The organism is Burkholderia sp. KL41 (assembly GCF_057005415.2).
In genome coordinates this window covers 589,919-603,951 of record NZ_CM174446.1, presented here as the reverse complement: position 1 = coordinate 603,951, position 14,033 = coordinate 589,919, and the positions used below count along the sequence as shown (strand labels likewise).

Genomic DNA, 14,033 nt, shown 5'->3' with positions numbered 1-14,033 from the left:
TCATGCCTTCTGTTGAGTGTGCTGCGCGACCTTCGCCGGCACGCCGCCGATCGAACCCGCGCCCATCGTGATCACCACGTCGCCGTTCTGCGCGACCTTCGCCAATGCGTCCGGCACGTCGTCGACCGTCGCGACGAACACCGGGTCAACCTTTCCAGCCGTGCGTAGCGCGCGCGACAGCGCTTCGCCGTTGGCGGTCAAGATCGCGGCCTCGCCGGCCGCGTAGACTTCCGTCAGCACCAGCGCATCGACCGTCGACAGCACGTTGACGAAATCGTCGAAGCAATCGCGCGTGCGCGTGTAGCGGTGCGGCTGGAACGCCAGCACGAGGCGACGCCCCGGGAACGCGCCGCGCGCGGCCGCGATCGTCGCGGCCATCTCGACCGGGTGATGGCCGTAGTCGTCGATCAGCGTGTACTGGCCGCCGTCAGCGGTCGGCACCTCGCCGTAGCGCTGGAAACGCCGGCCGACGCCGTTGAATTCGGCCAGCGCCTGCTGGATCGCGTCATCCGTCACGCCGAGGTCGGTTGCGATCGCGATCGCCGCGAGCGCGTTCTGCACGTTGTGCAGGCCCGGCATGTTCAGTACGACCGCAAGCGGCGCGCGACCTTCGCGGATCACCGTGAAGTGCATGCGGCCATCGCGCGCGTCGATGTCTTCCGCGCGCACCTGCGCGTCCGGCGACAGCCCGTAGCGCACGACCGGCTTCGAGATGAACGGGATGATCTGCCGCACGTTCGGATCGTCGACGCACACGACCGCGCTGCCGTAGAACGGCAGGCGCTGCGTGAATTCGATGAACGCCTGCTTGAGCCGCGCGAAATCGTGGCCGTAGGTGTCCATGTGGTCGGCATCGATGTTCGTGATGACTTCGATCACCGGATACAGGTTCAGGAACGAAGCGTCCGACTCGTCGGCCTCGGCGACGATGAAGTCGCCCGTGCCGAGCCGCGCGTTCGCGCCGGCGCTGATCAGCCGCCCGCCGATCACGAAGGTCGGGTCGAGGCCGCCCGCGGCGAGCACGCTCGCGACGAGGCTCGTCGTGGTGGTCTTGCCGTGCGTGCCGGCGATCGCGATCCCCTGCTTCAGCCGCATCAATTCCGCCAGCATCACCGCGCGCTGCACGATCGGCACGCGCTTCGCGCGCGCGGCCAGCACTTCCGGGTTGTCCGAGCGTACGGCCGTCGATACGACGACCGCGTTCGCGCCCTCGATGTTCGCCGCGTCGTGGCCGATCGCGATCCGTGCGCCGAGCGCCTGGAGTCGATCGGTCACTGCGTTACGCGAGAGATCCGAGCCGCTGACCTCGTAGCCGAGGTTGACGAGCACTTCGGCGATGCCGCTCATGCCCGCGCCGCCGATCCCGACGAAATGAATGTGTTTGACGATGTGTTTCATTGCAATATTTCCAGGTTCGCGCCGGCCGCCGTCGCGCACACGCGCGCGACTTCGTCGGTGGCTTCGGGCTTCGCCAGCGAGCGCGAACGTTCCGCCATGTCCGCGAGCGATGCCCGCGACTGGCCGCGCAGCCAGTCGGCGAGCAGTTCCGCCGACAGGTCGCGTTGTTGCACCAGCACGGCCGCGCCCGCATCGGCGAGGAACGCGGCGTTGCTCGTCTGGTGATCGTCGACTGCGTACGGGAACGGCACGAACAGCGCCGCCACGCCCACCGCCGCGATCTCCGACACCGTCATCGCGCCCGACCGGCAGATCACGAGATCCGCCGCCGCATACGCGGCCGCCATGTCGTCGATGAACGGCACGAGCCGCACGTCTTCGCCGGCCGCGAAACCGGCCGCTTCGTAATTCGCCTTCAGCGCGTCGATGTGCTTCGCGCCGGCCTGATGCACGATGCGCGGGCGTTCACCCGGCGTCAGCATCGCCAGCGCGCGCGGCACGACTTCGTTCAGCGCGGCCGCACCGAGGCTGCCGCCGACGACCAGCACGTTCAGCGGGCCGCTGCGCGATGCGTAGCGTGCTTTGGGCGCTTCGGTGCCGGCAAGTTCCGCGCGAATCGGGTTTCCGGTCCATTCCGCGTGCGGCAGCGCGCCGGGGAACGCGACGAGCACGCGTTTCGCGAATTTCGCGAGCACCTTGTTCGTCAGGCCCGCGATCGAATTCTGTTCATGCAGCACGAGCGGACGCCCCGACAGCGCCGTCATCACACCCGCCGGGAACGTGATGTAGCCGCCCATCCCGAGCACGACGTCGGGCCGCACGCGGCGCAGCGCGGCGAGGCTCTGCCCGCATGCGCGCAGCAGGTTGAACGGCAGCGTCAGCTTGGTCTTCAGACCCTTGCCGCGCAGCCCGCCGAACCGCACGTATTCCATCGGAATGCCGTGCTTCGGCACGAGCGTCGCTTCCATCCCGGCCGGATTGCCGAGCCACACGACGCGCCAGCCCGCCGCCTCCATCCGGTGCGCGACCGCGAGCCCCGGGAACACATGGCCCCCGGTGCCGCCTGCCATCACCATCAGCGTGCGTTGCGACGCGGTCATACCTTCCCTCCGCGCATCAGCACCCGGTTTTCATAGTCGACCCGCAGCAGCACCGCGAGCGCCACGCAGTTCAGCAGAATGCCGGAGCCGCCGTAGCTCACGAGCGGCAGCGTCAGGCCCTTGGTCGGCAGCAGCCCGAGGTTCACGCCCATGTTGATGAAGGTCTGCGCGCCGAACCAGATGCCGATGCCCTTCGCCATCAGGCCCGCGAACGTGCGATCGAGTGCGAGTGCCTGGCGGCCGATCTCGAACGCGCGGCGCACGATCCAGTAGAACAGCAGGATCACGACCAGCACGCCGACGAAACCGAGTTCCTCGCCGATCACCGCGAGGATGAAGTCGGTATGCGCTTCCGGCAGGTAGTTCAGCTTCTCGACGCTGCCGCCGAGGCCGACACCGAACCACTCGCCGCGTCCGAACGCGATCAGCGAGTGCGTGAGCTGGTATGCCTTGCCCTGCGCGTAGCGCTCGTCCCACGGATCGAGGTACGCGAAGATCCGCTCGCGACGCCACGGCGACAGCCATACGAGCATCGTGAAGGTGCCGACCGCCGTCGCGACGAGGCCGCCGAACAGCTTGCCGTTCACGCCGCCGAGGAACAGCACGCCCATCGCGATCGCCGCGACGACCATGAATGCGCCCATGTCCGGCTCGAGCAGCAGCAGCGCACCGACCAGGCCGACCGCGAACGCCATCGGCAGGAAGCCCTTCGCGAAGCTCTGCATGTATTCCTGCTTGCGCACCGTGTAGTTCGCCGCGTAGATCGTCACCGCGAGCTTCATGATTTCCGACGGCTGCATGTTCGTGATGCCGAGCGGAATCCAGCGGCGCGCGCCGTTCACGCCCTTGCCGACGTGCGGGATCAGCACGATCACGAGGCCGACCAGCGCGATCAGAAAGAGATGCGGTGCGTATTTGTCCCACGTCGACACCGGCACCCGGAACGCGATCACCGCCGCGATGAACGCGACGACGAGCGACACGCAGTGGCGCATCAGGAACGCGTAATCGTGATACGCCGCGTATTTCGGCGAATCGGGCATCGCGATCGACGCCGAATACACCATCACGACGCCGAGCCCGAGCAGCGCGATCGCGACCCACAGCAGCGAGTAGTCGAAGTCGAGCATCCGCGAACGGCTCGGGCGCACGCCGTTGACGACGCTCGCGAGGCCGCCGGTCGCGGCGCGCGTGGCCGACGCGACGCGGCCGCCCGCGGCATTGCCGCCGGTGTCGCGCCGATCGTTGAAACGGGAGACGAGGCGATCGGACCAGCTCATGGCGTCGCTCCTTTGTCGATGGCGATTTCGTCGACCGCCGCGCGGAACACATCCGCGCGATGGGCGTAGTTCCTGAACATGTCGAGGCTCGCGCATGCCGGCGACAGCAACACCGCATCGCCCGGCTCGGCGAGGTCGGCCGCCGCGTGCACCGCGCCTTCGAGCGTCGTGTGGTCGGCAAGCGGCACGCCCGTTTCGGCGAGCGTGTCGCGGATCGCCGGCGCGTCACGGCCGATCAGCATCACCGCGCGGCACCAGCGCGCGACCGGCGCGACCAGCGGCGCGAAGTCCTGGCCCTTGCCGTCCCCGCCCGCGATCAGCACGATCTTCTGGGCGAGCCCGTCGAGCGCGGCAACCGTCGCGCCGACGTTCGTGCCCTTGCTGTCGTCGACGTAGTCCACGTCGTCGATCGTCGCGATCACTTCGACGCGATGCGCTTCGCCGCGGTACTCGCGCAGCGCGTGCAGCAGCGGCGCCGCCGGCAGGTCGATCGCGCGTGCGAGCGCGAATGCGGCCAGCGCGTTCGCCGCGTTGTGCAGCCCGCGGATACGCAGTGCGTCGGCCGGCATCAGGCGCTTCTGCGCGATGTCGGGCGTGTGCGCGGCATCGCGCTTGCGCCGGCGGCTCGTCGTCGCCGCCTCGTCCGGTGCATCGCGATCGACGGCTTCCACCAGCCACGCGATGCCGTTGTCGCGCGACAGCCCGTAGTCGCCGTCCTGCACCGGTTCGTTCAGGCCGAACGTGACCGTACGCGGCGCGTCGGCCGCGCCGGCTGCCGGCGCGAACTTCATCACGGCCGCGTCGTCGCGGTTCAGCACGCGCGTCGTCGTCGCGCCGAAGATCCGGCCCTTCGCCTGCGCGTACGCTTCGAAGCTGCCGTGCCAGTCGAGGTGGTCCTGCGTGATGTTCAGGATCGCGGCGGCATCGGGCGCGAACGTGCGCGCGGTCTCGAGCTGGAAGCTCGACAGTTCGAGCACCCATACGTCCGGCAGCGCGGTTTCGTCGATCGCGCCGGCGAGCCGGTCGAGCATCGCCGGGCTGATGTTGCCCGCGACCGCGACCTTCTTGCCCGAGCGCTGGCACAGCAGGCCCGTGAGGCTCGTCGTCGTGGTCTTGCCGTTGGTGCCCGTGATCGCGAGCACCTTCGGCTGGTAGCCGCTCGTGCCGAGCGCACGCAGCGCCTGCGCGAAGAATTCCAGCTCGCCCCACACCGCGATGCCGCGCTCGTTCGCGGCCGCGACCAGCGCCGCGAGCGCCGGTTCGAGCGGCGACAGCCCGGGGCTCAACCCGACGAGCTCGATGCCGCCGTCGAGCAGCGCAGGCGTGAACGCCCCGCCGACGAATTCCGCATCGATGCCTTCGGCCTGCAGCGCGGCAAGGTTCGGCGGCGCCTCGCGGGTATCGGCAATGCGCAGCCGGCACCCGTGCCTCGCGCACCATCGCGCGATCGCGAGACCCGATTCCCCGAGCCCCAGTACGAGCACCATCGGCCGTTGCCGATCTCCAAACATCTCGCCAGACATCCTTGTTACCTTTCCTTTACCGCAGCTTGAGGGTGGTCAGACCGAACAGGCACAGCATCAGCGTGATGATCCAGAAACGCACGACCACCTGCGTTTCCTTCCAGCCGGACAATTCGAAATGGTGATGCAGCGGCGCCATCTTCAGCAGGCGCCGCCCTTCGCCGTAGCGCTTTTTCGTGTACTTGAACCACGACACCTGCAGCATCACCGACAGCGTTTCCGCGACGAAGATGCCGCCCATGATGAACAGCACGATTTCCTGGCGCACGATCACCGCGACCGTGCCGAGCGCGCCGCCGAGCGCCAGCGCGCCGACGTCGCCCATGAACACCTGCGCGGGGTGCGTGTTGTACCAGAGGAACGCGAGCCCTGCCCCGCCCATCGCGGAACAGAAGATCAGCAGTTCGCCCGCGCCCGGGATATGCGGGAACAACAGGTATTTTGAATAAACCGCGCTACCCATCACGTACGCGAACACACCCAGCGACGCGCCGACGAGCACGACCGGCATGATCACGAGGCCGTCGAGGCCGTCGGTCAGGTTCACCGCGTTGCTCGCGCCGACGATCACGAAGTACGTCAGCACGATGAAGCCCCACACGCCGAGCGGATAGCTGATCGACTTCAGGAACGGCAGCATCAGGTCGGCGCGTGCCGGCAGCCCCATCGACAGGCCGCTCCTCACCCACGCCATGAACAGGTCGAACACGCGCACGTTGTTCGCCTCGGACACGCTGAAGGCGAGGTAGACGGCCGCGAACAGCCCGATCACCGATTGCCAGAAATACTTCTCGCGCGACGACATCCCGCGCGGGTCCTTGTGGACGACCTTGCGGTAATCGTCGACCCAGCCGATCACGCCGAAACCGAACGTGACGAGCATCACGATCCAGATGAAACGGTTCGTCAGGTCGCCCCACAGCAGCGTCGCGACCGCGATGCCGATCAGGATCAGCACGCCGCCCATCGTCGGCGTGCCGGACTTGACGAGGTGCGTCTGCGGGCCGTCCTTGCGCACGGCCTGACCGACCTTCATTTGCGTCAGCTTGCGGATCACCCACGGTCCGCACACGAGCCCGATCCCGAGCGCGGTGATGGTGGCCATCACCGCCCGGAACGTGAGGTACGTGAACAAGCGCAAAAAGCTTGCGTCTCCTTGCAGCCATTGCGCCAGCGCCAGCAGCATGCTTCCTTCCTTCTACTCAGTGTGCAGCGGGCGCCGTGCCCGCCGCGGGTTGGTTCGTCAGCGCGTCGACCACGCGCTCCATCTTCATGTACCGCGAGCCCTTCACGAGCAGCGTCGCCTGCGCGCCGTAACCGGCCGCGAGCAGCGCCGCCACAAGCGCGCCGACGTCGTCGAAGTGGCGTGCCGTGTCGCCGTACGCCGTGCACGCATCACGCGATGCGTCGCCGAGCGCGAACAGCGCGTCGATCCCGCGCTCGCGCGCATATGCACCGACCTCGCGATGGAAAGCCGGCCCTTCGTCGCCGACCTCGCCCATGTCGCCGATCACCAGCACGCGCGGCGCCGGTTGCGTGGCGAGCACGTCGATCGCGGCACGCATCGAATCGGGATTCGCGTTGTACGTATCGTCGACGACCGTCGCACCCGCGAGGCTGCCCGCGATCGCCTGCTTCACCTGCAGCCGGCCCTTGACCGGCTCGAACGATTCGAGACCCTGCTTGATCGCCGACAGCGCGACGCCGGCACCCAGCGCCGCGGCCGTGGCGGCCAGCGCGTTGCGCGCGTTGTGCTCGCCGAGCGCGCGCAGCCGCACCGTGACGGCGCCCGCGGGCGTATCGATCGCGAGTTCGCCGCCGTGAAGACGGCCCGTGACCTGCGCGTCGTTCTGCCGTTCGGCGTCGTGCAGCGCGAAATCGAGGATCCGGTTGCCGGTCGCCGCGACGCGCCAGATGCCCGCATACGCGTCGTCGGCCGGGAACACCGCAACGCCGTCCGGCGGAAGCGCGTGAATCACGGCAGCATGTTCGAGCGCGACCGCTTCGACCGTCGCCATGAACTCCTGGTGCTCGCGCTGCGCGTTGTTGACGAGCGCGACCGTCGGCGCCGTGAGGCGCGCGAGGACTTCGGTCTCGCCCGGATGGTTCATCCCGATCTCGATCACCGCGAGACGATGTGCGGCCGACAGGCGCAGCAGCGTCAGCGGCAGGCCGACGTCGTTGTTCAGGTTGCCGGACGTCGCGAGCCGCGCGTCGGCGCCGACCGCCGCCGCGAAGATCGACGCGATCATTTCCTTGACGGTCGTCTTGCCGTTGCTGCCCGTCACCGCGACGAGCGGCAGCGCGAATCGTTTGCGCCAGCCATGTGCCAGTGCGCCGAGCGCGGCACGTGTTTCGCCGCCTTCGATCGCCGGCATCGTGACGCCCGCCGGCACGTGCGCGACGAGCGCCGCCGCCGCACCGCGCGCAGCGACATCGCCAAGGAAGTCGTGCGCGTCGAAGCGCTCGCCTTTCAGTGCGACGAACAGGTCGCCGGGGCCGACGGTGCGGCTGTCCGTCGACACGCGGTCGAACGTGACGCCCGCATCGCCGTGAACGGTTGCGCCGGGAATCAGGCGAGCGGCTTCGCCAAGGCTGAGCATCGTCATTCGGCGCCTCCCTTGCCGTGCGTCGCGCGTGCTGCCAGCGCGAGCCGCGCGTGATCCTGGTCGGAGAACGTACGCTTCTTGCCCATGATTTCCTGCGTGGCCTCGTGGCCCTTGCCGGCCAGCACGACGACATCCTCGCGTGCGGCGCCGCGCACGGCCTGCAGGATCGCGCTCGCGCGATCCTCGATACGACGTGCGTGATCGGCCGCGGTCATGCCCGCGACGATCTGGTCGATGATGCGCTGCGGATCCTCGCTGCGCGGGTTGTCGCTCGTGACGACGGTTTCATCGGCGAGCCGCTCCGCGATCGCGCCCATCAGCGGGCGCTTCGTCGCATCGCGATCGCCGCCGCAGCCGAACATGCAGACGAGCCGGCCGCCGCGCGCCGTGGCGATCGGGCGCAGCGCGTCGAGCGTCTTTTCGAGCGCGTCGGGCGTGTGTGCATAGTCGATCACGACGAGCGGTTCGTCGTTCTGCAGCCGGCCGCCGAGCCGCTGCATCCGTCCGTTGACGGACTCGAGCCGCGCGATCTCGGCGAGCGCCGCGTCGAACGGCAGGTCGGCCGCGAGCAGCGAGCCGAGCACCGCGAGCAGGTTGCTGACGTTGAACGTGCCGAGCGTGCCGACCTCGACGTCCGCTTCACCCCACGACGAGCGCAGGTGGAACGCCGTGCCGGTCGCGGTGGCACGCACGTCGAGCGCGACCAGTTCGCGATCGGCGTCAGGCGCCGGTGCGTCGCCGATCCCGTACGCGATCGTACGCACGCGGCCGGCGAGCTTCTCGAGCAGGCGCCGACCGGCTGCATCGTCGCGGTTGACGACTGCCGCGCGCAGGCCGCGCCACGCGAACAGCTTCGCCTTCGCGGCCTCGTACGCATCGAACGTGCTGTGATAGTCGAGGTGATCCTGCGTGAGGTTCGTAAACACCGCGATGTCGAAACCCGTGCCGTTCACGCGCCCCTGGTGCAGCGCGTGCGACGACACTTCCATCGCCACGGCCTTCGCGCCCGCGTCGCGCAACTGCGCGAGACTGCGCTGCAGTTGCGGCGCGTCGGGCGTCGTGAACCCCGTCGGCACGAGCTGGCCGGGCATCCCGGTGCCGAGCGTGCCGATCACCGCGCACGGCTGGTGCAGCGCCGTCAGCGCGGCGGCGATCCATTGCGTGCACGAAGTTTTGCCGTTCGTGCCGGTCACGCCCACCGCAAGCAGGCTGTCGCTCGGATTGCCGTACCAGCCGCTGGCGATCTCGCCGGCGAGCTGGTCGAGCGCCGGCACGGCCAGCGCAACGGGCACCGCCGGCGCCGTAGTCAGCCCTTCCGGCTGATACAGTACGGCGGCCGCACCGCGCGCGACGGCATCGACAATGAAAGCGCGGTTGTCGGCCCCGTCGACCGCATAGGCAAAAAACACGTCGCCGGCCTTGAGGCTGCGCGTGTCGGCATGCAGTTGCGCTGCAGGGGCCACATGCTGATGCAGCCACGCAAGCGCGGCTGCGATCTGCTGATGCGCCGGATGGGAACTGCGAGCGGCGCTCATCGAACAACTCCTGGTGAATTACGCGTCGTGCTGGACACGATCATATGCTTCGCACCGCCACCCGCGGCCAGCTTTTGCGGCCCCGCTGCGGAAGGTGCTGCCGGCGAATCGTCAGACACGACAAGCTGCTTGATCGGCATGTTCGGCGGCACGTTCAGCGCACGCATCGTGTCGCCGGCGATCGCCGAGAATACGGGGCCGGACACCTGGCCGCCGAAGTGGCTGCCGGCGGTCGGCTCGTCGACCGACACCGCAACGACAATGCGCGGATTCGGCATCGGCGCCATCCCGACGAACGACGCGCGGTACTTGCGCGTGTAGCCGTGCCCCTCATGCTTGTACGCGGTACCGCTCTTGCCGCCGACGCGATAGCCCGGCACGGCCGCATCGGGCGACGTGCCGCCCGGCGCCACCACCGTTTCCAGCATCGCGCGCACTTCGCGGGCGGTGGTCGGGTTGAATACCTGCGTGCCCACGACCGGCTGATTGGGGTCGGTCTTGAAAATGGTCACGGGCATCAGCTCGCCGTCATGCGCGATCGCCGTGTACGCGCGCGCAAGCTGGAACAGCGACACCGAGAGGCCGTAGCCGTACGACATCGTCGCCTGCTCGATGCGACGCCAGCTCTTCCACGGACGCAGGCGGCCGGCCACCGCGCCCGGGAACCCGACCTTCGGCGCCTGGCCGAGGCCGATGCTCGTATACATATTCCACATTTCCTCGGGCCGCATCGTCATCGCGATCTTCGTCGCGCCGATGTTGCTCGACTTCTGGATCACGCCGCCGACCGTCAGCGTGCCGAAACCCGCGTCGTCGGTGATCGGTGCGCCGTCGAGCACGAAATGCCCGTTGCCCGTCTCGACGAGCGTGTTCGGCGTCACGCGGTGCAGGTCGAGCGCGAGCGACACCGTAAACGGCTTCATGATCGAGCCCGGCTCGAACACGTCGGTCATGATCCGGTTGCGCAACTGCTCGCCCGTCATGCGCGAGCGGTCGTTCGGGTTGTACGTCGGGTAGTTGACGAGCGCGAGCACCTCGCCGGTGCGCACGTCGACGACCATCGCCGCGCCGGCCTTCGCCTTGAACTTCTCGACGGCGGCCTTCAGGTTCGCGTACGCGATGTACTGGATCTTGCTGTCGATCGACAGGTCGACGTCGGTGCCGTTGTGCGGCGGGATCTGCTCGGCGACGTCCTCGACGATGTGCCCCAGCCGGTCCTTGATCACGCGACGCACGCCCGACGTGCCGGACAGCATCTTCTGGTCGCCGAGCTCGACGCCCTCCTGCCCTTCGTCCTCGACGTTCGTGAAGCCGATCAGGTGAGCGGTGATCTCGCCTTCCGGATAGAAGCGCTTGTATTCGTTGCGCTGATAGATACCGGGAATGTCGAGCGCGGCAACCTTGTCCGCGACGTCGATCGGCACCTGGCGCTTCACGTAGACGAAACCCTTGTCTTCCGACAGCTTCACGCGCAGCTCCTTCGACGTCATGCCGAGGAGCTTGCCGAGCTGGTTGACCTTGTCGGCATCGAGATCGTCCGGCACCGCGTCGGGAATCGCCCAGATCGCGCGCACGGGCAGGCTCGTCGCGAGCACGAGCCCGTTACGGTCGAGAATCTTGCCGCGCGTCGCCGGCAGCTCGAGCGTGCGCTGGTAGCGGCTTTCGCCCTGCTTCTGGTAGAAAGCGTTGCCGGGCCCCTGGATCCAGAACGCGCGCGCGGCCAGCGCGACGAACGCCATGAACAGCAGGAACACGACGAGCTTCGAGCGCCACATCGGCAGATGCACGCCCAGCACCGGGCTCGACGAGAACTTCACGTTCTGGCGCTTCTGGGACGGCTTCATCGCGCGCCTCCCTTGCCCTTGCCGGCCGTGTCCGCCGATGCCGGGATCGGCGCATCGATCGCCTTCGCCGCGCCCGGCGGCAGCGTCAGGTATTGCGTGCGGCCGGTCGAGATCGGCTGCATCTTCAGCGAATCGTTCGCAAGCTGCTCGATGCGCGACGTCTTCGACAGCGCGCTCTGCTGATATTGAAGCTGCGCGTAGTCCTGCTGGAGCTGACGCTCCTGCGACTGCGCGCGCTGCAGCTGGATGAAGATCTGGCGCTGCTGGTTCGTCGAATTGACGACCGACAGCGCGCAGCCCATCACGATGATCAGCAGGAAGATATTGAAGCGGCTCATGGCGTGACGCGCTCCGCAATGCGCATCACGGCCGAGCGGGCGCGCGGGTTCGCGGCGACTTCCGCTTCACTCGGAAACTGGCGGCTGATGATCTTGAGCGGCGGGCTCGGGAGATCGACGGCGCGGATCGGCAGGCGACGATCGACCGCAGGCGCACTCGCGTGCGCCTGCATGAATCGCTTGACGATCCGGTCCTCGAGTGAATGAAAGCTGATGACCACCAGCCGCCCCCCTTGCTCCAGCAGCGACAGTGCCGCGTCTAGTACGACTTGCAGGTCCGCAAGCTCTTGATTGACGTGAATCCGTATAGCCTGAAAGGTGCGGGTTGCCGGATCCTTGCCCTTCTCACGGGTTTTGACGACGTGACCCACGATTTGGGCAAGCTCGCCCGTGGTGTCGAGAGGCCCAAGACGGTCGGACTCTGCCCGGCGAGCAACAAGCGCCTTTGCAATCTGAAAAGCAAACCGTTCTTCCCCATAATCCCGTATCACCTCCGTCAATTCCTTCACCGAAGCCCGTGCGAGCCATTCCGCCGCCGACTCGCCGCGCGTCGGATCCATCCGCATGTCCAGCGGGCCATCGGCGCGGAAGCTGAAGCCGCGCGCCGGATCGTCCACCTGCGGCGAGGACACGCCCAGGTCCAGCAACACACCCGACACCTTCTCGACGCCGCGCGCCGCAAGCGCGTCGCGCATCGATGCAAAGCTGTCATGCACGATCGAGAAGCGCGCATCCTCGATGCCCTGCGCCGTCTCGATCGCTCGCGGGTCCTTGTCGAACGCAATCAGCCGCCCGGCTGTCGCCAGCCGCGCGAGCACCGCGCGGCTATGACCGCCGCGCCCGAACGTGCCGTCGACATAAACGCCGTCCGGCCGCGTCACGAGCGACTCGACCGCTTCATCCAACAGCACCGTCCGATGCCGCAATTCGTTTCCCATCGCGGGCGTCTCCGTCACCGCAATCAGAACGTGAAATTCTTCAGCGCGTCGGGCATGCCCTGCGCCATCGCCGCCTGCTCCTTCGCGTTGTAGGTCTGCGAATCCCACAGCTCGAAGTGACTACCCATTCCCAACAACATGACTTCCTTTTCCAGTCCAGCTGCCATGCGCAGCTCGGGCGATACAAGAATCCGGCCGGCGCTGTCGAGATCGACATCCATCGCATTGCCGAGAAAAATGCGCCGCCACCAGTGCGCGTCCATCGGCAGCGCGGCGATCTTGGCGCGGAATACTTCCCATTCGGGACGCGGAAACAGCAACAGGCAGCCGTCCGGGTGCTTGGTCACAGTCACCCGTCCTTCTGCCTGTCCTTGCAGCGCTTCGCGATAGCGAGCCGGCACCGACATCCGCCCTTTCGCATCGAGCGTCAGCGCCGACGCCCCTTGGAACACTTTCCGCTCTCCCGTTCAGGGCACCGAAGCACCCGCTCAATGCTGAGAATTTAGCCGGAATAGCCCGCCAAATCACACAAAAATACACTTTCTCACACTGTCTCCCACTTTAGAGGAAGGGTGTGGCACGGTCAAGGGAGCGGCCCGCTTTTTTGACGAATTTTGTTAGTTAGAACAAGGACTTACGCGCACATGCTCATGCGCCCCCTCATTCCAAAAACCGTTATAAATGAATGAGCTAGTGCAACTTGTGAAGGTGATACGTGAGAAAGACGGGCCAGACGGGTGTGCGGACGGGGCTTTCGGGGGCGGGAAAACGAGGAATAAACGGGCGGTATCAGCGGCGGGGAACCGGGGCGACGTCACGCATCGCCCCGGTGCGAATCTTACAGATAGTACGCAGTGCTCGTCATGACTTTCGACGCGGCGCGCATCAGCATTCGCGCGGGCAGCGGCAGTTCGATCCCGCCTGCGTCGGCGGCGGCCTTGCCGTGCTTCACCTCGTCGATACGCATCTGGTCGACGATCGCGCGCGACGCGGTATCGGCCGCCGGCAACTCCGACATATGGCCTTCGAGATGGCTCTCGACCTGCCGTTCGGTCTCGGCCATGAAGCCGAGACTGACCTTGTCGCCGAGCGCGCCAGCCGCCACGCCGATCGCGAGCGAACCCGCATACCAGAGCGGGTTCAACAGGCTCGGGCGCGAGTCGAGCTCTTTCAGGCGGTGCGCGGTCCACGCGAGGTGATCCTCCTCCTCGCGCGCGGCTTCCTCGAACATCGCCTTCGCGGATGCGGTGCGCGCGGTGAGCTTCTGCGCCTGGTACAGCGCCTGAGCGCAGACCTCGCCGACGTGGTTCACGCGCATCAGCCCGGCGGCATGCGTACGCTCCGCGGGCGTCAATTCGACGGCGGGCGCCTCGGCCGGCGCGGGCACCGGCCGGCTCATCCGGCTAATGCCCGTCAGCGACCGCAGGCCGCGATCGAATTCGCTGATCAGTTCATCAAACACCATCCT

The 14,033-nt window shown here is 67.4% G+C and carries 12 protein-coding genes; all 12 read right to left on the bottom strand.

What is annotated here, in order from left to right:
* The gene (murC, locus tag PQB87_RS02920; RefSeq protein WP_489242543.1) at window positions 1–1,398 is read right to left on the bottom strand and encodes a UDP-N-acetylmuramate--L-alanine ligase; all 1,398 of its coding nucleotides are present in this window, start codon (window positions 1,396–1,398) and stop codon (window positions 1–3) included.
* Window positions 1,395–2,498 (bottom strand): undecaprenyldiphospho-muramoylpentapeptide beta-N-acetylglucosaminyltransferase, encoded by a 1,104-nt coding sequence (murG, locus tag PQB87_RS02915; RefSeq protein WP_489242542.1) that lies wholly within the window; start codon window positions 2,496–2,498, stop codon window positions 1,395–1,397. Before murG ends, murC begins: the two co-directional genes overlap by 4 nt.
* Window positions 2,495–3,778: a putative lipid II flippase FtsW gene (ftsW, locus tag PQB87_RS02910; protein ID WP_021159916.1), complete on the bottom strand. Its 1,284-nt coding sequence runs from the start codon at window positions 3,776–3,778 to the stop codon at window positions 2,495–2,497. The genes murG and ftsW overlap by 4 nt, the downstream gene beginning before the upstream one ends.
* Window positions 3,775–5,289, bottom strand: coding sequence for a UDP-N-acetylmuramoyl-L-alanine--D-glutamate ligase (murD, locus tag PQB87_RS02905; RefSeq protein WP_027788452.1), 1,515 nt, complete (start codon window positions 5,287–5,289; stop codon window positions 3,775–3,777). The genes ftsW and murD overlap by 4 nt, the downstream gene beginning before the upstream one ends.
* 28 nt (window positions 5,290–5,317) lie before the next feature.
* Window positions 5,318–6,487, bottom strand: coding sequence for a phospho-N-acetylmuramoyl-pentapeptide-transferase (gene mraY / locus PQB87_RS02900; protein ID WP_006477019.1), 1,170 nt, complete (start codon window positions 6,485–6,487; stop codon window positions 5,318–5,320).
* Between the two features lie 16 nt (window positions 6,488–6,503).
* Entirely contained in the window at window positions 6,504–7,910 is a 1,407-nt protein-coding gene (locus PQB87_RS02895; RefSeq protein ID WP_489242541.1) for a UDP-N-acetylmuramoyl-tripeptide--D-alanyl-D-alanine ligase, read from the bottom strand.
* The gene (locus tag PQB87_RS02890) at window positions 7,907–9,445 is read right to left on the bottom strand and encodes a UDP-N-acetylmuramoyl-L-alanyl-D-glutamate--2,6-diaminopimelate ligase (RefSeq protein WP_111941447.1); all 1,539 of its coding nucleotides are present in this window, start codon (window positions 9,443–9,445) and stop codon (window positions 7,907–7,909) included. The genes PQB87_RS02895 and PQB87_RS02890 overlap by 4 nt, the downstream gene beginning before the upstream one ends.
* Complete coding sequence (locus PQB87_RS02885; protein WP_027788455.1) at window positions 9,442–11,289, bottom strand: peptidoglycan D,D-transpeptidase FtsI family protein; 1,848 nt, start codon at window positions 11,287–11,289, stop codon at window positions 9,442–9,444. Before PQB87_RS02885 ends, PQB87_RS02890 begins: the two co-directional genes overlap by 4 nt.
* Window positions 11,286–11,627: a cell division protein FtsL gene (ftsL, locus tag PQB87_RS02880; protein WP_021159919.1), complete on the bottom strand. Its 342-nt coding sequence runs from the start codon at window positions 11,625–11,627 to the stop codon at window positions 11,286–11,288. Before ftsL ends, PQB87_RS02885 begins: the two co-directional genes overlap by 4 nt.
* Window positions 11,624–12,565: a 16S rRNA (cytosine(1402)-N(4))-methyltransferase RsmH gene (gene rsmH, locus PQB87_RS02875; RefSeq protein ID WP_489242540.1), complete on the bottom strand. Its 942-nt coding sequence runs from the start codon at window positions 12,563–12,565 to the stop codon at window positions 11,624–11,626. Before rsmH ends, ftsL begins: the two co-directional genes overlap by 4 nt.
* 23 nt (window positions 12,566–12,588) lie before the next feature.
* Window positions 12,589–13,017 carry a division/cell wall cluster transcriptional repressor MraZ gene (gene mraZ / locus PQB87_RS02870; RefSeq protein WP_006487094.1) on the bottom strand — a complete coding sequence of 143 codons (429 nt, stop codon included), beginning with the start codon at window positions 13,015–13,017 and terminating at the stop codon, window positions 12,589–12,591.
* Window positions 13,018–13,403: 386 nt separating this feature from the next.
* Window positions 13,404–14,030, bottom strand: a complete 627-nt coding sequence (gene coq7 / locus PQB87_RS02865; protein WP_027788457.1) for a 2-polyprenyl-3-methyl-6-methoxy-1,4-benzoquinone monooxygenase — start codon at window positions 14,028–14,030, stop codon at window positions 13,404–13,406.
* Between the last annotated feature and the right edge of the window lie 3 nt (window positions 14,031–14,033).

Excerpts from the sequence above, each read along its gene's own strand:
- PQB87_RS02895 (WP_489242541.1), bottom strand. The coding sequence starts at position 7,910 with ATGACGATGCTCAGCCTTGGCGAAGCCGCTCGCCTGATTCCCGGCGCA.
- murG (WP_489242542.1), bottom strand. The coding sequence starts at position 2,498 with ATGACCGCGTCGCAACGCACGCTGATGGTGATGGCAGGCGGCACCGGG.
- PQB87_RS02885 (WP_027788455.1), bottom strand. The coding sequence starts at position 11,289 with ATGAAGCCGTCCCAGAAGCGCCAGAACGTGAAGTTCTCGTCGAGCCCG.
- ftsW (WP_021159916.1), bottom strand. The coding sequence starts at position 3,778 with ATGAGCTGGTCCGATCGCCTCGTCTCCCGTTTCAACGATCGGCGCGAC.
- murD (WP_027788452.1), bottom strand. The coding sequence starts at position 5,289 with ATGTTTGGAGATCGGCAACGGCCGATGGTGCTCGTACTGGGGCTCGGG.
- ftsL (WP_021159919.1), bottom strand. The coding sequence starts at position 11,627 with ATGAGCCGCTTCAATATCTTCCTGCTGATCATCGTGATGGGCTGCGCG.
- PQB87_RS02890 (WP_111941447.1), bottom strand. The coding sequence starts at position 9,445 with ATGAGCGCCGCTCGCAGTTCCCATCCGGCGCATCAGCAGATCGCAGCC.
- coq7 (WP_027788457.1), bottom strand. The coding sequence starts at position 14,030 with ATGGTGTTTGATGAACTGATCAGCGAATTCGATCGCGGCCTGCGGTCG.
- rsmH (WP_489242540.1), bottom strand. The coding sequence starts at position 12,565 with ATGGGAAACGAATTGCGGCATCGGACGGTGCTGTTGGATGAAGCGGTC.
- mraY (WP_006477019.1), bottom strand. The coding sequence starts at position 6,487 with ATGCTGCTGGCGCTGGCGCAATGGCTGCAAGGAGACGCAAGCTTTTTG.
- murC (WP_489242543.1), bottom strand. The coding sequence starts at position 1,398 with ATGAAACACATCGTCAAACACATTCATTTCGTCGGGATCGGCGGCGCG.